At 66.0% G+C, this 17,907-nt stretch carries 17 protein-coding genes; 3 read left to right on the top strand and 14 right to left on the bottom strand.

Annotation, left to right across the window (positions count from 1 at the left end):
• Positions 1-23 precede the first annotated feature (23 nt).
• The 9 genes from E8M84_RS03535 to E8M84_RS03495 all read right to left on the bottom strand — a co-directional run bounded on the left by E8M84_RS03535 (position 24) and on the right by E8M84_RS03495 (position 11,174).
• Entirely contained in the window at positions 24-869 is an 846-nt protein-coding gene (locus E8M84_RS03535; protein WP_137109783.1) for a flagellar motor protein MotB, read from the bottom strand.
• Positions 870-1,028: 159 nt separating this feature from the next.
• Positions 1,029-1,886 (bottom strand): hypothetical protein, encoded by an 858-nt coding sequence (locus E8M84_RS03530; protein ID WP_137109782.1) that lies wholly within the window; start codon positions 1,884-1,886, stop codon positions 1,029-1,031.
• 31 nt (positions 1,887-1,917) lie between these two features.
• The gene (locus tag E8M84_RS03525) at positions 1,918-2,289 is read right to left on the bottom strand and encodes a hypothetical protein (RefSeq protein ID WP_137109781.1); all 372 of its coding nucleotides are present in this window, start codon (positions 2,287-2,289) and stop codon (positions 1,918-1,920) included.
• Between the two features lie 18 nt (positions 2,290-2,307).
• Positions 2,308-3,264, bottom strand: coding sequence for a dynamin family protein (locus E8M84_RS03520; protein ID WP_137109780.1), 957 nt, complete (start codon positions 3,262-3,264; stop codon positions 2,308-2,310).
• A 31-nt stretch (positions 3,265-3,295) separates the two neighbouring features.
• The gene (locus tag E8M84_RS03515) at positions 3,296-5,359 is read right to left on the bottom strand and encodes a dynamin family protein (RefSeq protein WP_137109779.1); all 2,064 of its coding nucleotides are present in this window, start codon (positions 5,357-5,359) and stop codon (positions 3,296-3,298) included.
• Between the two features lie 133 nt (positions 5,360-5,492).
• Entirely contained in the window at positions 5,493-8,006 is a 2,514-nt protein-coding gene (locus E8M84_RS03510) for a GTPase domain-containing protein (RefSeq protein ID WP_137109778.1), read from the bottom strand.
• A 3-nt stretch (positions 8,007-8,009) separates the two neighbouring features.
• Positions 8,010-9,116: a protein phosphatase 2C domain-containing protein gene (locus E8M84_RS03505; RefSeq protein WP_240790274.1), complete on the bottom strand. Its 1,107-nt coding sequence runs from the start codon at positions 9,114-9,116 to the stop codon at positions 8,010-8,012.
• On the bottom strand, positions 9,097-9,930 hold the full coding sequence (locus E8M84_RS03500; protein ID WP_170971844.1) for an FHA domain-containing protein: 834 nt from the start codon (positions 9,928-9,930) through the stop codon (positions 9,097-9,099). The genes E8M84_RS03505 and E8M84_RS03500 overlap by 20 nt, the downstream gene beginning before the upstream one ends.
• A gap of 227 nt (positions 9,931-10,157) precedes the next feature.
• Positions 10,158-11,174, bottom strand: coding sequence for a polyprenyl synthetase family protein (locus E8M84_RS03495; RefSeq protein WP_137109776.1), 1,017 nt, complete (start codon positions 11,172-11,174; stop codon positions 10,158-10,160).
• A gap of 46 nt (positions 11,175-11,220) precedes the next feature.
• Between E8M84_RS03495 and E8M84_RS03490 the strand changes: the two genes are divergently transcribed.
• From E8M84_RS03490 to E8M84_RS03480, 3 genes are all read left to right on the top strand, one after another.
• On the top strand, positions 11,221-11,436 hold the full coding sequence (locus E8M84_RS03490) for a DUF2007 domain-containing protein (protein WP_137109775.1): 216 nt from the start codon (positions 11,221-11,223) through the stop codon (positions 11,434-11,436).
• 14 nt (positions 11,437-11,450) lie between these two features.
• The gene (locus E8M84_RS03485) at positions 11,451-12,209 is read left to right on the top strand and encodes a tRNA1(Val) (adenine(37)-N6)-methyltransferase (RefSeq protein ID WP_137110818.1); all 759 of its coding nucleotides are present in this window, start codon (positions 11,451-11,453) and stop codon (positions 12,207-12,209) included.
• Between the two features lie 101 nt (positions 12,210-12,310).
• Positions 12,311-12,475 (top strand): YdcH family protein, encoded by a 165-nt coding sequence (locus E8M84_RS03480; protein WP_137109774.1) that lies wholly within the window; start codon positions 12,311-12,313, stop codon positions 12,473-12,475.
• Here E8M84_RS03480 and E8M84_RS03475 read toward each other — a convergent pair.
• The 5 genes from E8M84_RS03475 to E8M84_RS03455 all read right to left on the bottom strand — a co-directional run bounded on the left by E8M84_RS03475 (position 12,472) and on the right by E8M84_RS03455 (position 17,802).
• Complete coding sequence (locus tag E8M84_RS03475; RefSeq protein ID WP_137109773.1) at positions 12,472-13,332, bottom strand: DMT family transporter; 861 nt, start codon at positions 13,330-13,332, stop codon at positions 12,472-12,474. The genes E8M84_RS03480 and E8M84_RS03475 overlap by 4 nt on opposite strands.
• 2 nt (positions 13,333-13,334) lie before the next feature.
• Positions 13,335-14,477 carry a sugar-transfer associated ATP-grasp domain-containing protein gene (locus tag E8M84_RS03470; protein WP_137109772.1) on the bottom strand — a complete coding sequence of 381 codons (1,143 nt, stop codon included), beginning with the start codon at positions 14,475-14,477 and terminating at the stop codon, positions 13,335-13,337.
• 68 nt (positions 14,478-14,545) lie between these two features.
• The gene (gene phbB / locus E8M84_RS03465; protein WP_137109771.1) at positions 14,546-15,271 is read right to left on the bottom strand and encodes an acetoacetyl-CoA reductase; all 726 of its coding nucleotides are present in this window, start codon (positions 15,269-15,271) and stop codon (positions 14,546-14,548) included.
• 134 nt (positions 15,272-15,405) lie between these two features.
• Positions 15,406-16,581, bottom strand: a complete 1,176-nt coding sequence (locus tag E8M84_RS03460) for an acetyl-CoA C-acetyltransferase (protein WP_137109770.1) — start codon at positions 16,579-16,581, stop codon at positions 15,406-15,408.
• Between the two features lie 366 nt (positions 16,582-16,947).
• Complete coding sequence (locus E8M84_RS03455) at positions 16,948-17,802, bottom strand: EAL domain-containing protein (RefSeq protein ID WP_240790273.1); 855 nt, start codon at positions 17,800-17,802, stop codon at positions 16,948-16,950.
• Positions 17,803-17,907: the final 105 nt, after the last annotated feature.

The following is a 17,907-nucleotide window of genomic DNA, read 5'->3' as shown; positions in this document are numbered from 1 at the left end:
CCTAACGGCTAAAAGTCGAACGATTATCGGTCGCGGCGCAGCAGGATGACCTCCATCCGGTTGTTGCGTTCGGCGGCGGGATCGGCCACCGCAGGCTTGCGGTCGGCAAAGCCCGAGATGCGCTGCATCCGGTCCGGGTCAAGCCCCGCCGCCTCCAGCATCTTGCGCGTTTCCTGCGCCCGCAGCGCGGACAGGTCCCAGACCGGGTTGTCGATCAGGGTCACCGGATGCGCGCGCAGATGCCCGCTGACCGCGATCTCGTTCGTGGTCAGGTTCAGGACCTCGGCGATCAGATCGGTCAGCGCCAGCATGACCGGCGAAGGCTCCGCCGTCTCGGCGATGAACAGGGGCGCGCCGGGCTGGTCGAACAGTTCGATCACCAGCCCCTCGTCGGTGATCTTCGTCACGACATGGCGCAGTAGCTGCTCCATCGTGTTGCTTTCCCCACCCCGGGCAAGAAGCGCCTTCTCGACATCCTCAAGCTCGGACTGGGCGCGACCCTCGCCCGCAGCCCCCCTGCCCGCCTCATCGCCCGTCTGGTCCGACGCGGCCGAGGATGTCTTGCGGTCCATCGCACCCGTGCCGGTATGGGCCATCGTTTCTTCGGCAAAGACGCTGTCGCCGCCAAAGGCGCCATCGCCGCCGCCCGAGATGCGGTTCACCGGGATCGTCCGATTGAAGTAATCCGAGATCCCCTTCCGTTGCTTTTCCGTCGTCGCGTTCAGCAGCCACATCAAGAGGAAGAACGCCATCATGGCGGTCACGAAGTCGGCGTAGGCCACTTTCCAGGCCCCGCCATGGTGGCCCCCGCCACCAACGACTTTCTTCCGTTTGATGATGACCGGCGCCGCATTGCTTTGCGCAGCCATCCACATCACCCAAGTCATTTACCCGGGATCATTCCTAGCAGGAACAGACCTTACACCCTGTTAACCGATTGGGTTTTAGGGAATTTCCACGCCGCTGTCACAATTCGCGCACCAGTGGATCCGGGCCTGACCCGCAAGGCCTGGGCGAACCAGGCAGGTTCAGTGCAGAAGGGCGTTCCAGGCGGCCAGGGCCGCGGGCGCGCCATCGCCCTCGATCACGCCCAGAAGCAGAGAGTCCTGCATCCGGGCACAAACGATGCTGTGGCCCTCGATCAGCGTGGCCCCCAGCATCAGGCAGATCGGATCGCCCGGCCGGGCTGACAACAGGTCAAGCTGGTGCACCACGGACTCGGTTTCATCGTCCAGGAACCCCTGCAGGTGCGAGACCATCTCTTCCGGGCCAAATGTGCTGCCATCCGCATCGCCCCCCCGAACCAGCCAGGCGATCAGGGTCGGGCCCACGCCTTCGGCAAAGTCGCGGATGCCCTTGCCGGACAGCTGGAACGACGGCTCCTCGAAGACCTCGGGCTCGGCAGGCGCTTCCTCGGGCAGGGGCTCGTCGGCGTCGGTCTCGTTCAGTTCGACCAGCAGCAGGTCTGCCAGAAGCGCGACCGGCAGGCCGACGCTGACCTCCTCGCCACCGCGGCCGACTGGGCCGGAAATCACCCGAAGCTCTTGCCGGGGGGCGGCCACGGCCTGCAACAGCTTGATGAGGTCGTCCTTGTGCTCATCCTCAAGCACTTCCGCGCCAAGGCAGGATTCCGCCCCCGGCAGGCCGATGCATGACGTCAGCCGCAACACCCGGCGCCCCGCGACATCCAGCGTCAACGACGCCCCGGTGGAGGAGCGAAACTCCAGCGACCGGGCCAGCATGGTTTCGTTGGCCGCCCGCAACACCTGCGCCACCGGGTTGCGGTCATCAGGCTGTGCAATGACGCGGGACCCGCCCGAAAGCACCCGTACATCCGCCTGCAGACTGCGCAGACGGGCGAGGATTGGAACGCTTCCCTTGTTCAACGGCTTCTTCGGCCCCCGTCACGCACGCGCATCACCCGCCATCAGTGATGCCTTCCAGCGTTTCGCGGATTTTCGCCACAAACGCGGGAAGGTCAATGCCGGGATCGCAGATGCAGCACAGGGCGTCGGCAGGCTCAGCCTCGGACCGCAGGAACAGGCGCAGGCCAGACGGCCCCATCACCACCGCAGCATGCGGTTCGCCAAAGGCCTCAACCGAGAGGGCGAACAGGGGGTCGTCAAAGCAGGTGCGGGCCTGGTTGCACAGCCGGTCCAGGTGTTCCTGCGTCGTGACCATCGGCCCGGCACTGGTCAGGATCATGCGCGAGGACAGATCGGCAAAGGCCACAAGCCGCGCCTGCGGAAAGGCCTTCACAACCGCCCCAAGGCTTTCCGCCACACCCACCCTTTCGTCCTTTCCGCGTTACGACGTCTTCAGACGGCCAAGCGGCATCGCATCGCCCGTCCCGACGATATGATCTGCAAAGGTCACCAGCGTGGGGCCGGACTCGGCCGTCGGCCGTTCGGTGCGCAGCAGCCGTTCGGTCTTCGCCTCGACCCGGCGCGGCTGGATCTTGATGACCGGCGTGTTGCGGATTGCCATCAGCCGCTCGAAGGTCCGGGCGATCAGGCTTTGCCCGACCTCGGTTTCCTCGGCGGGGTCCGGAGTGATGGCAGGCTTGCCCGCATCGCCCGGCTCTGGGTCACCCTCGTCGACGATCCGGTGGATGACCTCGAACAGCGCCTTGGTGAAATCGTCCGCGCCGCTTTCGATCCACTTCTCCTCGTCCCCGCCCGCGCGCATCGCCTGCAACAGCGAGACCGGGAAGACCTTGGCGAACAGATCCTCGGTTTCCTGCTCGACCCGCTTGATGACCTTGGCGCGGTCCTTCTCGCCGACGATCTTGTCGAACCGGGTGACCAGCAGCAGGCTGTTCCGCCGCATTTCCTGCGGGAAGGTCGACCAGACGCCCGACTCCGACTGCCGCCACGCCTGGGTCGCATGGGTACACCACAAGACGCCATCTGCCAGGTGCGTCATCCGCTCCCACACTTCCGAGGACATCGAGGGGTCGGAAATCCCGGGCATGTCGATCAGGTCGCAATACCGCAGGATGTCGCTTTTCATGAAGATGCGGACATGCTCGGTCGTCTCAAGGCTGACGTCTTCCAGCTCGGCCAGATCCAGATCATAGGCGTGACCGTCCAGGCCCATCGTGTAGGCATCATCCGGGCCATAGGACAGCCAGACCGGCGGCAGCTGCGTCGCCGTCACCTTCTCCAGTAGCGGTCTTGCCCCCATCAACACGTTGCAGAGCGTGCTTTTGCCCGAGCTGAATTCGCCCATGATGGCGATGCGGGGTTTGCGGGTCAGCGGCATTCCTCAGGTCCTTTCGTACCCTTTACGCTACTCAGTCAGCATAAATCGCCAGTTCGTCCATGATCGAAGCCAGGCACTCCTGCCGGTCTTCCCAGGCGTTCACGCCGAACAGTTCCTTCATCTCTTCCATCGAAATTTCGGAACTTGCCAGCGCGCTCATCAGAAGCTCGCGCTGTTCCTGCAGGAAGTCCCGCAGGGTGGTCTGGGTCCGTTCGCGGAAGAGGCCGATCTGGATCGTCTTCAGGTCGTTGATGATCGGGTCAGTCTCGGCCCGGATCAGCTTGTTGAAGTCCTGCGCAAAGGCCTTGTAGCCCCGGCGGCGCTGCCACCAGCCTTTCCACCAGCCGACCTGCAGGTCCAGCGCGATGGTCTGGCCCAGGTTGATCGGCGGCGGGATGTAGGACACCACGGGCGTCTCGATCTTGAAGCCTTCGACCGTGATCGAGAAGGTCCTGCCGTACAGGTCGGCAATCTGGACCGCCGTCTCGTTGTTCACCTCGGCCGCGATGGCATGCATCTTCTTCAGCACGACCTGATAGCTGGACGACAGCAGCATCCGCAGCCCCAGCGGGCTGTAGTGCCAGGTCGCGTCTTCGCCATTGGTCTGCAGATGCTCGATCAGGCTGTTCGTCGCGCGGTCCAGAAACCGCTCATAGCTCTGGTCGATGCGGTTGGTGAAATCCTTGCAGACGTTGTTCGTCAGGTGCGTCAGCTTTTCGACCGCGCCCAGTTCGATCTTGCGCAGTTCCGCGTCCAGCTGCTGCGGCGTCATCGTCCGGTTCAGCTGCCCGTCCGATTCCAGGATGCGGACCTGGTCCACCACGTCCAGCGACTGCGCCAGGTTCAGCGCCTGGCGCGACGACTTCTGCAGCGCCTCACGCACCGGGCCTTCGTACATCCGCTGCCCCAGCGCATCCAGCAGCGCCGGGACGCCCGAGGCATGCCAGACCAGCTGCTCGGCCGACCATTCGGCCATCTTGTCGGCAAAGGCCGCGCGGGTCCAGTTGATCGCCGACTCGGTCGAGTCGTCGGTCATCTCGTCGATCTTGCCTTCCAGCACCGCGTTCGCCCAATGGGCCGAGCCGTAGATGATGTCGATGTCCGGCGGCGCGTTGTTCTTCTCCAGCGTCTCCAGGATCGAGCGATGGATCTCGGGCACCTGGCTTGCCGGGTCGGGCAGTTCGTCGATCCGGTTGACGAAGATGATGATCTCGCGCGACTGACGATGCGCGATCAGGCGGATCAGCGCCATGTCCATCGTCGTCAGCGCCTGGTGGGCCGACAGGACGACGATACAGGACCGGCTGTCACGGACCGCGTTGATCGTGATCTGCTCGCGCATCATGAACGTGTCGTTCACGCCGGGGGTGTCCCGGATGCACATCTGGATCGGGAAGTCTTCGCGGTCGATATACAGGTCGGCGGACTTGGTGATGTCGGTGAACCGACCCGCCTCTGCCCCGCCCGACTCCTCATCGCCGACGCAGACATAACGGCGCAGCAGCGAATCATCGACCGTGCCATAGCGGTGCTCGGTGCCCAGAAGCATCTCGAACTTGCGGCCCAGGCGCGCCTGCGCCTTTTCGCGCATCTGCACGACCTGCAGGCGCAGCTTCTCAAGCTCTTCGTCCGCGCCGGCCCGCGCCGCCAGCTGGCCGATCCGGCCGCCGTTCGACACCAGCTTTTCCCATTCCGCGTTGTCGAAGAACTTGAACTTCGCCCGCACGTTCACTTCCGGCGAGGGCGTGTTGATGTGCAGCGAGGTGACGACCGAGGTCCAGGGGTTCACGTCCGTCGGCAACAGCCCCGGCGCGCCGATCATCGCGTTCAAAAGCGAGGTCTTGCCGGCCTTGATCTGGCCGATCACGGTGACCGAGGGTTCGACCTCGCGCACCTGGCCCATGATCCGGGTGACCTTCTTGGCCGTGTCCGGGTCGGCCATGGTCACGAAATCGCGCAGCACATCCTCGAACTGCTTGATGGAATCGGCAATGCGGCCCAGCCCGGGAAAATTGCGCTTCAGGGCAACTTCCGGTTCCGGGGCGGCCATGCCGTCCAGCGCGTCCTCGTTCTCTGCAACCGCACCGAGTCCCATGTTCACCTCACACTTGCAGGGCTGAATCGCCTAGTTCGAGCACCAATCGACACAAGTCCCCGCAATCATGTCATAAGTTTGGAAAGTGGTCCCAATTGGGCACATTCTTGACGATTCTACGCTCACAATGGCGTCACACTGCGCGTAATGTTTCCAGTTCGCGTCTAAGTTGCAAGAGCATGGTCAGCGCGTCATCCGCGGGCGCGTGACCTTTCTCCAACTGCATCAACGTGATGAGGTCCAGCACCTCACCAAGGTCACTATTGATTCGGCGCATCGCGTCCGATCGCCCGCGCGAGACGACCGCAAGCACCTGCTCGCCGGTTTCGCGAGTATGGTCCAGAATCTGGTCGACCGGAACCTTCGCCTCGAAGTCGATCTCGCTTTCCAGCGCGGCGGCGCGCGCCTTGATCAGCGCGATCGCCTCATCCGCCAGACCGGCGTCCGGGCCGATGTCGGGCGCGGGGGCGGCAGGGGTGGCGGCAACCGGGACCGCCCGCGCGGCAATCCGGGGGCGTTCGCGGCGCGGGGTGGGCTGATCGGTCTCCACCTGCCGGTCGCGCATCATGATCGCGCGGGGCGAGAACTGGGCCTCGTCCAGGGCCGGAGCCGCAGGCGCAGCCGGAGCGGGGGCCGCGGCGCGGGCCGAGGCGGGCAGACGCTGGACCGAAACTTCCCTTGGCCTCGGTTGCTCGGGCGGCGGCGTCACCGGCGCTGCGGCTTCCGCCGGACGCGAGCGCGGCTCGCGATTGAAAAGGCGCGGCCGCTCCACCGGCGCGGCGGGGGCAGGCGTGGGCTCTTCCACCGGTTCGGGCTCAGGCGCGTGGTCCTCGACCGGCTCCTCGACCTCGGGTTCAAGCTCTGCCGCGACGGACAGATCGTCCTCGGTCTCGGCCTCTTCCGCCTCAAGCTCTTCCGCCTCGCCCTCGCCTTCCAGTTCCTCGGGTCGGGCCCGCAGCGAGGACAGGTCAGGCAGCGGCGTGCCGCGGGTCAGGCCCGCGACCGGCGGTCTGGCCGCGCCGAACAACTTGCGCCGTTCCGGTGCGGGGGCATCCGGCTCGGCCTCCTGCGGCGGGACCGGGGGCTCTGCACTCCGTTCCGGGCGCGGCGTCACGGCGCGCGGGATCCGCTCCCGCGGGAGCACCGGTTCTTCCGGCGGTTCTTCGGTCTCTGCCTCGGGCGTCACCTCGGGGGCCGGTTCGGGCGATGCCGTGATGTCGGCCAGCATCCGCGCCAGATCGCTGTCGTCGGTGGCGGCCTGCGGGCTTGGCCTCGGCCGCCGAACCGGCTCGGGCGGCCGGGGGGCGGGTTCCGGCTCGGGCTCCGGGGCAGCCCCCAGCTCGGCCTTCGACTTCCAGGTCGACCGCAGCGGCACCAGCGGGGCAGCCGGCTCTCCGTCTCCCGCCACGCGCTTGATCCGGTCGGCGAACCGCCGCCGGGTTTCCGGCTGGCCTGCCTCGGCCGCGACAGGCGGCGTCGGGTCAATGATCACCGGCCTTGGCTCGGGCTCGGGCTCGGGCTCGGGCTCGGGCTCGGGCTCGGGCTCGGGCTCGGGCTCGGGCTCGGGCTCGGGAGCAGCTTCCTCAGCGACCTCGACCTCGTCCACAGCCTCTGCTTCGTCCGTCTCGGGCTCTTCCGCCTCGGACCAATCCTCGTCATCCGTTGCGACCGTTTCAGCCGTCTCGACGACTTCCTCGGGCTCATCCCGGATTTCCTCGGCTTCAACCGCAGCGGCGCTGGCCGGTTCCTCCGCCTCGGGCGGCGGGGTCCAGGGGCCGCTCGCCTCCCCCGGCTCGGCAAAGCGCCGTGCCACCAGTTCGGAGGCCTCAACATGCCGCGCCAGCAAAAGCTCGGCCGTGTCCATATCCGCCCGCCGTCCGGACTGGACGCGGGTCTTGATCGCCGAGATCACCGCCGACGCGCCGCTGTCACGGAACAGTTCGCGGTTCACCGGCCCGCCCGGCGGCATCGCCGCCCGCGCTTCCTTGGCCGAGATCGACAGGATCTGCCGGAATTCCTCACCCGCCCGCAGCTCCACCCGGTCATGCATCGCCGAGGCCGACTGACGGCTGCCCAGCAGGTCAACCTTGGTCAGGAACATGAAGCTGTTGTCCTTGACCGCATCCGGCAGGCTTTCCCAGACCACCTGCTCTTTCGGCAGATAGGACGTGGTGCACCAGATCACGATATCCGCGCGCTTGCTTGCCCAGCTTGCCGCGCGCTTCTGTTCCGCCTCCATCGGGCCGGCGGACACCTCCAGCAGGCTGATCACCTTCAGCGCGGCAAGGTCCATCTCCAGCGTCACCAGCGCCGGGGCCAGCGGCAGGACTTCCGCCAGATCGCTGCCGGGCAGGATCTTCGTGCTGCCGTCGGTCAGGGTGCAGATCATCCGGGGGGCTTCGCCGTACTGCACGACGATCGTCGGCAGACGCAGCGTTTCCGGAACGACGATGGCACCGACCAGAAGGTTCAGGATCGAGGATTTGCCAGAGCCCGGAAGACCCAGAAGCGCGATGCGGGCCGGGCGCTCAAGCCGTTCGATCAGGCGTTCCGCAGCCTCTGCCGGACCGCCCGCAGGCAACAGCCCGCGGTCAAGTGCGCGGCCAAGCCGCTGGGCGACTGTCAGTTCCTCATCGGGGTTTGCCATATCTTACTTTATGACGGTGACTCGCCTTGGCCGCAACCGGACTGCAGACAAATCCTCAACCGACGGCTCAGGGTTGCTTTCTTGCACCGCCTGGACAACCGGGCGCGGCGTGCGTCCCACCTTCGGCTCGGGCGAAGGCATCGGCGTCACCGCAAGCTTCGGCAGCGGCGTCACCGCCGGGGCTGGTTGCGGGGCGAGGACGGCAGGCTTCGGCATCGGCAGCCCCAGATGCTCGGGCGTGGCGACGGTGGTCAGACGACGCGGGCGCGCGACCGCTGCCGAGGGGCCGCTCGGGCGCGCCTGCTTCGGCCGGACCGAGGCGTCGTTCACCTTGATCAGGGTAAAGCTGATGTTGTCCTGGTCGGGATCGTCCAGCTTGGTAAGCTCTTCCAGCAGCCGTTCGGCGATCTCGGTCGACCGGGACTTGCGATACCTGTTCAGCACCTTCTCGATCTGGGCGTTGGTCAGGAACTGCACCCCGTCCGAGGCGCAGAGCACGATGTCGCCGGCCTGCAGCTCATACGGCCGGGTCGGGCAGTCGATCTTCGGGATCCGGGTGCCCATCAGCACCGAGATCAGGCAGTTGCGGTCGGGATGGTTGGCCGCAACCTGCGGGTCCATCAGGCCCGACTTGACCATGAAGTCGATCTGCGGCGCCATCGAATGGTCTTCGTTCAGCTGGCTCAGCTTGCCGCCCCGGAACAGGAACAGCGGCGAATCGCCGACCGAAATCCACCACAGCCGGTTCTCGACCAGAGCCGGGACGACCAGTGTCGCGCCCATCCCCTCGGTCTCGGGATGGCTGCGGGTGTGCTGGCGCAGGGTGTCGTTCGCGAAATCCGCCACATTGCGCAGGATTTCCGGGGCCCGTGCCTCGAACGCCTGCACATCAGCGAAATGAAACTTCAGCTCGCTGAAGACTTCCGTCAGGACGATCTTCGACGCGACGTCACCAGCAGCATGGCCACCCATGCCATCCGCCAGCACCACAAAGCCCGCTTCGGCCCCGACCGGAAAGTCCGCAGTGATCGCGTCTTCCTGATAATCCCGCGCGCCCTGGCTGATCCCGGACGCTACGTCGTAACGCGGCTCACGCGATCGCCATATCATCCGCATCCCCCTCGGAGTCGACTGCCGACCAATTGAAGTCAGCGTTACACAACACTTTCAGCACCAAAGTCGTCTCACCGATCTGGATTTCGTCGCCGTCACCGACGACGCTTGTGGACAGAAGGGGTTTGCCATTCAACCGCACCAGGTTCGACTTGCCGCCATGGCCAAGGTGGAACTGGTGCGACATCGGATCATAGGCGATCGCAGCATGATGCTGCCGCGAGATCGCCATGTCGCCGAAATCGAGCGCGATGGTCTGGTCCGACCCGCGGCCGATCTGCGAAACGCCACGCATGACCGGGAAGGCCGCGCCGCGACCGGGGCCGGATTTGATCACCAGCCAGCCGGTCGGATACATCACCACACCCGACTTGTCGCCCGGCTCGATCGATTCCTCCATCCGGCCTTCGTCGAACAGCGGCACGACCGAAGCCGGTTGCGGCTCGAACCCCAGAACGCGGGTCTTGGTCCGCGTCGCGCGCCGACGTGCCCCCGCATCGGCAGCGATCTCGCGCGCCGGGGTCGGCATCGGCGGAGCGGCGGGCGCCGCAGGCTCTTCCTCCATCTCCCAGATGTTCATAGCGGGCGTCGGGCCTTCCTTGGCCACCACCGCGCTGTTCGCAGTCTGGGTCAGAACTTCCGGGGCGCCATCGGACAGCTTGGGGAACCGGCCCGCCGCCGGGCCATTGCCCCGGGCGACAGACTCGATTGCGGCCTTGGTGGCCTGAATCTGCTCTGCTTCGCTGCCGTCAAACCGGGCGGCGCGCGATGCCTTGGCCTTCCGACGAAACAGCCAATCGAAAAACTTCATTTTCCGCACTCCACCCCGGGAAAGTCCCGGGTTCATCCATCTTCTCTTGGCAGTGTTACCAAGGTCTCAACGGGCACGCTTTGGCCAGCTTCCCGGCCTTCCGCTTCGCCCGACCCTGGTCACCGATCACCGAGACCTTCACCCACTTGTCACAATTGCTATGCAGAAACTTTGTCCAAAAAATGATGCGAATCCGGTCATTTCACGGATCGAAGCCTGCATTCGGATCAGAATAGGCGACGCACGACGAAATCTGCAAGCTCAGACAGAATGTCCCGCAGGGGATGCACGGGCAGGTTGTCAAGCGCCGCCTTGGCCCGCGCGGCCCAAGCCAGAGCATCGCTCCGGCTGGCCGAAATCGAATCGTGATGGCGCAGAATCGTCATGGCCTGCGCCAGGTCCCCGTCGCGCTGGTCGCCCTTTTCGATCACCCGGACCCAGAAGGCCCGCTCCTCGGCGTCGGCCTTGGCCACGGCCTTTATCACTGGCAGCGTGAGCTTGCGTTCGCGGAAATCGTCGCCGGTGTTCTTGCCGATCACCGCGTCCGAACCGCCGTAATCCAGAATGTCGTCGACGATCTGGAAGGCGATCCCAAGCGCATCGCCATAATCGAACAGCGCGCGGACCTGCGCCTCGGGCGCCCCCGCGATGACCCCGCCGACTTCGGTCGCAGCCGAGAACAGCGCCGCCGTCTTGCCGCGGACCACCTGCAGATAAATCCGCTCATCCGTCCGCAGGTCCTGCGCTGCAGTCAGCTGCAGCACCTCCCCCTCGGCAATCGTGGCCGAGGCATTGGCGAGGATATCCAGCACCCGCAGGTTGCCGGTCTCGACCATCAACTGGAAACTGCGCGAAAACAGGTAGTCGCCGACCAGCACGCTGGACTTGTTGTCCCACAACAGGTTCGCCGTCGGCCGCCCGCGCCGCCGCTGGCTTTCGTCGACCACGTCGTCATGCAACAGCGTCGCGGTGTGGATGAACTCCACCGTCGCGGCCAGCTTGACGTGATCCCCACCCGCATAGCCCAGCATCCGCGCCGCGGCCAGCGTCAGCAGCGGACGCAGCCGCTTGCCCCCGGCCTCGACCAGATGCGCCGTGACCTCGGGAATCCGCGGCGCATGTTCGCTGGCCATCCGCTCGCGGATCAGCACATTCACCGCGGCCATATCCTCGGCAAGTGAAGCGCTCAGCTTGTCCTGCGGGGTTCCATCTGTCTTCACCGCGCGTTCGCCTGCCCCGTCCATTCCTGCTGCCCTTGCCCCGCCCGACCTGCGGTTGTAACCCGATCTGATGAAGGAACTTCTGCGCACGAACGACCCCACCGTGATCGCATTCGCCACCGTCCTTCTTGAGGGCGAGGGTATAGCGGCGTTTCCGCTGGACGTCCACATGAGCGTCCTTGACGGCAGCCTTGGCATCTTGCCGCGGCGCCTGATGGTTGCGGATCAGGATCACTTCCGCGCCAAGGCGATCCTCAGGGACAACGACATCGAAACCGTCCCCTGAGGGTCGCCCCCATGCTGTTCGCAGACGACGCACTGTCCGACGACAAGTTCCTCTGTGGCCGCCTGCGCCTTCTGCAACCCGTGAAGGGCTATCGCGCCGCGACCGACCCCGTGCTGCTGGCCGCCGCCTGTCCGGCCGAATCCGGGCAAAGCGTGCTTGATCTTGGCTGCGGCGCCGGAGCCGCCGGCCTGTGCCTCGGTTTGCGGGTGCCCGGTCTGGCGCTTGCCGGCTTGGAGCTGCAGCCCGCCTACGCCGACCTTGCCCGCCGCAATGCCGACCGCAACGGAATCCCGGTCGAGGTGCATGAGGGTGACCTGAACCGCATCCCCGCCGCCCTCCGCCGCGACTTCGACCATGTCATCGCCAATCCGCCCTACTACCCCGCCGGAGGCAGCCCCTCGCCTGTCGCGGCCCGGGCACGGGCGATGCAGGTCGACACGCCCCTGTCCGCCTGGGTCGCCGCCGCAACCCGCCGCCTGCGTCCGGGAGGCTGGCTGACGCTGATCTGCGGCGCGGATGGATTGCCCGGCGTCCTTGCCGCCTTGGCGCCAAAGCTCGGCTCCTGTTCGGTCCTGCCTCTCGCCGCGCGAGAGGGTCGCCCGGCCCTGCGTATCCTTCTTCGCGCGCGCAAGGGTGGCCGCGCGCCATTCCGGCTGCTTTCCCCCTTCGTCATCCACCAGGGCGCCGCCCATGACGGCGACCGCGAAAGCTATACGCCTGCCGCGAATGCCGTCCTGCGGGATGGTGCCGACCTGTCAGCGGCGTTCGGCTGAATTCTCCGCATCATTCTGTCACATCCCTGTAACAGGGGATGACACGACTCGGGTTTCGTGGTGCACTTCTCCTCGTGGGTAGCTTTTACAGGAGGACGACCATGACGATCGCATCGCATCTGGTGGAACTGCGCAGGAAGCACGAGACCTTGTCCGAAATGGTCGAGCAGGCCCAGCGCAGCCCCGCAACGGATGCCCTGAAGATCGCGGATCTGAAGAAGCAGAAGCTGCGCCTGAAAGAGGAAATTGAGCGGCTGAGCCACTAATCCCTTCCGGCGCTGGCCCGGGCGGCCAGCGCCGCACCCGCCGTAATCAGCACCGCCGCAACGGCGATTGTCCAACTCGGCTCGGCGATCCCCGCCAGCACCAGCGCGAGCGTTGACAGCAAGGGTGATGCGTAGCTTCCTACGCCCAAAAGCTGGATATCGCCGCGCTTCATCCCGATGTCCCAGGTGAAGAACGCCGCCCCAACTGGGCCGATCCCCAGCGCCAGCACCGCTGCCCATCCCATGGCATCCGCGGGCCAGACCGTCTCTTCCAGCGCCAGATGCGCCACGACCGACAGCACCGCCGTCGCCAGGCAGAACACCGTCACGCTTTCGGTCGGCACCTCGCCCAACCGCCGCGACAGCACCGAATAGCCCGCCCAGGTCAGCGCGCAGGCAAAGGCCAGCACCAGCCCCAGGGTCGACCCCTCGCCGTCACCCCCGCGCCCAAGCACGATCACCGCTGCCCCGGCAAAGGCAATCAGCGCGCCCACCACATGTGGCGCGCGCAAGCGTTCCCCAGGCAGAAGGCCGGACAGAAGCACGATGAACAGCGGCCAAAGATAGGCGATCAGCCCGGTCTCCGCCGTGGGCGACAGGCGGAACGCGGTGAAATACAGAAAGTGATAGCCGAAAAGCCCAATCGTGCCAAAGGCATAGACCTTCCAGCCGACACCCCGCAGCACGCCGAACCCGGCCCGCGCGGTCCAGACCAGCCCGATCACCCCCCCGATGCCAAAGCAGATCGCGTTCAAGAGCAGCGGCGGCACCGGCGCGCTGCCGATGGTGAACAGCGCCAGCAGGGACCACATCAGGACGGCCGTAAAGCCGATGGCCGTCGCGCGTGGTCGTGTCATCTTCAGCCCTTGCTACCCGTGCACCGCTTCTGCAACAGACGCCGGGCCTCGTCCAGCCGGGCACGATGCTCGGCATGCAGAAACCCGCGCCGATAGGCCCGCTGATAGGACATGTGCAACGGATTCGAGTTCACCTCGCTGATGACCGGCCCGCGCCCGGTGATCGCGATGTCCCAGCCGATCAGCGCATGGCCCGGGAACAGCCGGTGGGCCGAGCGGCAGATCTCCACGATCTCGGGCCAATGCGGCAGCTGGTAGCCCACCAGCGGCAGCTCCGGGTTGACCAGACTGTGCGTAACCGCGCGCCCGGTGAACAGATCGCCCATCTGGGCGTCCGTCACCACCCCCTCGGCGTCCAGCGCGCACCCGACGTTCGGCTTGCCGAAAATCGCCGCGTCCACCCAGGTCCCCGGCGCCGGATGCCGCCAGACCGCGTACAGCACCTGCGGCCCCCCCGCCTCCCACAGGGTCACCACCCGCACCGTCCCGATCCCCGGCCCGATCAACGCCTCGATCTCGACCGGCTGGCGCAACTGTTCCTGGATCAGCCAGCCCCGCGGGTACAGCCGAGCCACCTCGCCCGCCAGTGCAACCCTCTCGACCACGCGAGAACCGATATCCACCTGCCCCGGCCCCGCCGCCGCCAAAGGAATCGAGCCCAGCGCCATCGTCCCGTCCACCGGCTTGGCAAAGGCGGGCAGCTGCCCCGGCTCCCCCATCCAACCGGCCAGCTCCTCGGCCGAAATCAATGTCCGTGTCGGCCCGAACATCCTGGCCGCCGCAAAGACCGCCTTCAGCTCTGGCACCGGGAACCCGTTGGCCTGCAACACCAGCCCCGACAGAAACTTGTCCGCCATCAGCTGGGTCTGGTCATCCGCCCCCTTGGCGATCAGCGACCGATTCAATCGAAAATTCGACGACGATCCGACAAAGGCCGCCCGCGCGGTCGTGTCGCCCACCCAGGCCCCTTGAACAAAGTATTCATCCGGGCGCAGCCGCTGCGCGCCGCACATCCGGCAGATCATGTCCATGCCGACCTTCACCGCCGACCGACCGGTTTCGCGAGAGGCCCGGGTCAGCGCCCCAGCCACGTCAAAGCGGGGCTTCGGTCGTTGCGCGACCAGAATAGCGCGGCTATCCGACACTCGATGATCCTGCAGGCCAGGGACGGGAGGGGTAGAGCTAGCCGCCCCCACCCGTCCCTGGCAAGAGGTCAGACGAAGAACTGCCCGCCGTTCGCGCTGATCGTGGACCCGGTGATGAACCCTGCATCATCCGATGCCAGGAACACCACGATCCGTGCAATCTCGTCGGGCTCGCCCAGGCGACCGACCGGGATCTGCGGGATGATCCGCTCGTTCAGCACCTTCTCGTCGATGGCGCGCACCATTTCCGTGCCGATATAGCCCGGACAGATCGCGTTCACCGTGATCCCGGCCCGCGCACCTTCCTGCGCCAGCGCCTTGGTGAAGCCAAGGTCACCCGACTTGGCCGCCGAATAGTTCGCCTGCCCGGCCTGACCCTTCTGGCCGTTGATCGACGAAATGTTGATCACCCGGCCAAACTTGCGGTCGCGCATCCCGGACCACAGCGGATGGGTCATGTTGAACAGACCCGTCAGGTTGGTGTCGATCACCTCTTTCCACTGGCCCGGAGTCATCTTGTGGAACATCGCATCCCGTGTGATCCCGGCGTTGTTCACCAGCACTTCGACGGGACCCAGATCCGCCTCGACCTTCGCGATCCCCGCCGCACAGGCGTCATACTCCGCGACCGACCACTTGTAGGTCGGGATGCCGGTCTCCTTGGTGAAGGCCGCCGCCGCCTCGTCGTTGCCGGCGTAGTTTGCCGCGACCGTGTAGCCCGCCGCCTTCAGCGCGACCGAGATCGCCGCGCCAATGCCCCGCGACCCGCCCGTGACCAATGCAACCCGTGCCATCGTGATTCTCCTCCCTTGGGTATGCTACCGTATGCCATTGAAATCCTGTTACCGAAACGAAATCGGGCGCGCAACATTATTGCGCGCCCGTTCGCTATTGCGGCGAATTGCCGCGACGCAGCGACATGCGGGGATCAGGCCTGTTCCAGGCACATGGCGACACCCATGCCGCCCCCGATGCACAGGGTTGCCAGACCCTTCTTGGCGCCGCGACGGCCCATCTCGAACAGCAGCGTGTTCAGGATGCGCGCACCGCTCGCCCCGATCGGGTGGCCGATGGCAATCGCGCCGCCGTTCACGTTCACGATGGACGGGTCCCAGCCCATGTCCTTGTTCACCGCGCAGGCCTGGGCCGCAAACGCCTCGTTTGCTTCGACCAGGTCCAGGTCGCCGACCTTCCAGCCCGCCTTGGCCAGCGCCTTGCGCGACGCATGAATCGGGCCGACGCCCATGATCGACGGGTCAAGCCCGGCGGTCGCATAGGATGCGATCCGCGCCAGCGGCTTCAGCCCGCGCTTCGCGGCCTCCTCGGCCGTCATCAGCACGACCGCCGCCGCGCCATCGTTCAAACCGCTCGCATTCGCCGCCGTGACCGAGCCGTCCTTGGTGAAGGCCGGGCGCAGCTTTTGCATCGCTTCGATGGTCGCGCCGTGGCGGATGTATTCGTCCGCATCGACCACGATGTCGCCCTTGCGGGTCTTGACGGTGAAGCCGACGATCTCGTCCTTGAACTTGCCCGCCTTCTGCGCGGCCTCGGCCTTGTTCTGGCTGGCCAGCGCGAATTCGTCCTGCATGTCGCGGCTGATCTGCCACTGGTTGGCGACGTTTTCGGCGGTCTGGCCCATGTGATAGCCGTTGAAGGCGTCCCAGAGGCCGTCCTTGATCATCGAGTCGATGAAGTTCAGATCGCCCATCTTCTGGCCCGCCCGCAGATGCGCAACATGGGGGGAAAGGGACATCGATTCCTGCCCACCCGCAACGACGATCTTCGCATCGCCCAGTTGCACATGCTGGGCGCCCAGCGCCACCGCCCGCAGGCCCGAGCCGCAAACCTGGTTCAGCGACCAGGCGCTCGACTCTTTCGGCAGACCCGCCTTGATATGCGCCTGACGGGCCGGGTTCTGGCCCTGGCCGGCGGTCAGCACCTGGCCCAGGATCGTCTCCTCGACCTCGGCCTTGTCGATGCCGACACGGGCCACCACCGCCTCGATCACCGCCGCACCCAGATCGTGCGCAGGGGTATTGGCGAACGCGCCGTTGAAGCTGCCCACGGCGGTGCGGCCCGCCGACACGATTACGACATTGGTCATTTCCGGATCCTCTCCCTAAGCGCCAAGCTGTGCCACCGCGCCCGAAGGGCCGTCGCTGTCTTCATGGCCTAAGGTCAACTTGCTGCAAGTGCAAGACAGATGGTGGGCTTGGGCAAGGTGCCGCAGGCCCCCCGGTCATTGCACGACGGTGGACCGGCCCCTGAAACTGACCCCGATCCAGCCGAGCGCCCCGGTGGTTCGGCTCTGCTGTTTTCGATGGAGGGACGATGACACGGCCAGCATACGTCACGCCAGGCTGGTCCGGGCGTGCCCTCCACCATGCCACTTCGTCACCGCCTGGCGCCCCTGCCGCACGCTTCCACCATTGTGCCGCCCCGTCGCGCCGCACCGACGGGCCACCCGCCCTTACACCGCGATGTTCGGCCGCCCATGCCGGAAGGCGCGGAAGTCCGGGGTCACGGTCGGTGCGCCGAACAGGTAGCCCTGCAGGCAGCCCACCCCGGCATCGCGCAGCCAGTTCGCTTCGCCTTCGGTTTCCACCGCCTCGGCCACGACATACATGCCCAGTTCCTGCGCCATGGCGATCGCCGCCCGCGCGGCCGATTTTGTCGCGCTCGCCCGGTCAACGTTCTTCACCAGACTGCCGTCGATCTTGGCGATCTCGAAGTCCATCTCCTCCAGAAGCTGAAGCGACGTCATCCCCGCCCCGAAATCGTCCAGCGCGAAGACGATGCCCTTCTCGCGCATCTCGGCCATGAAGGGTTTCAGGACATCCGGCACCTGCAGCGCCGAATCCTCGTTGATCTCCAGGATCAGGTTCGGCCCCAGCCGCGGGTTGTCCTGCAAGGCGCGGTTCAGGATCTCCATCCAGGGGCGATAGCCGACCGACCGGGCGGACATGTTGATCGACACCCGGATCTGCGGATTGCGCTGCATCGCCATGAGCCCCAGCTGCAGCGCCGCGCAGTCGATGTCCCGCCCCAACTGCCGCTGTTCCACCGCCGCCATGAAATCCCGCGCCGGAATGACCTGGTCGCGCAGGTTCAGAAGCCGGATGAAGCCTTCGAAGAACCCGATCACCGACGGATCCGCCGCATAGACCACCGGCTGGAACGCCAACCGCATCCGCCGGTCCTTCAGCGCCGAGGCGACCATCGCCAGCGTATCGCGATCCTGCGCCGAGATCGCCGCGCTCAGTGGGCTTGCCAATGCCGGGTCGCGGTCGAACTTCGACGACTTCGGTTCCTTCATATAGCTCATGCGCAACCCCCGGCCGGTCAGATCCCTGTCGACAGCCTAGCAACGGTCGGGTAAACGGATCGTCAATATTCGCATTTTGTTCTAATTCTTCCCGCCCGAAACCCG

Origin of the sequence: Rhodobacter sp. SY28-1, assembly GCF_005222785.1 — a bacterium.
Lineage (GTDB): Bacteria > Pseudomonadota > Alphaproteobacteria > Rhodobacterales > Rhodobacteraceae > Tabrizicola.
Note: the sequence above shows the minus strand (reverse complement) of the source record. Positions and strands in the feature narration are given on the sequence as shown.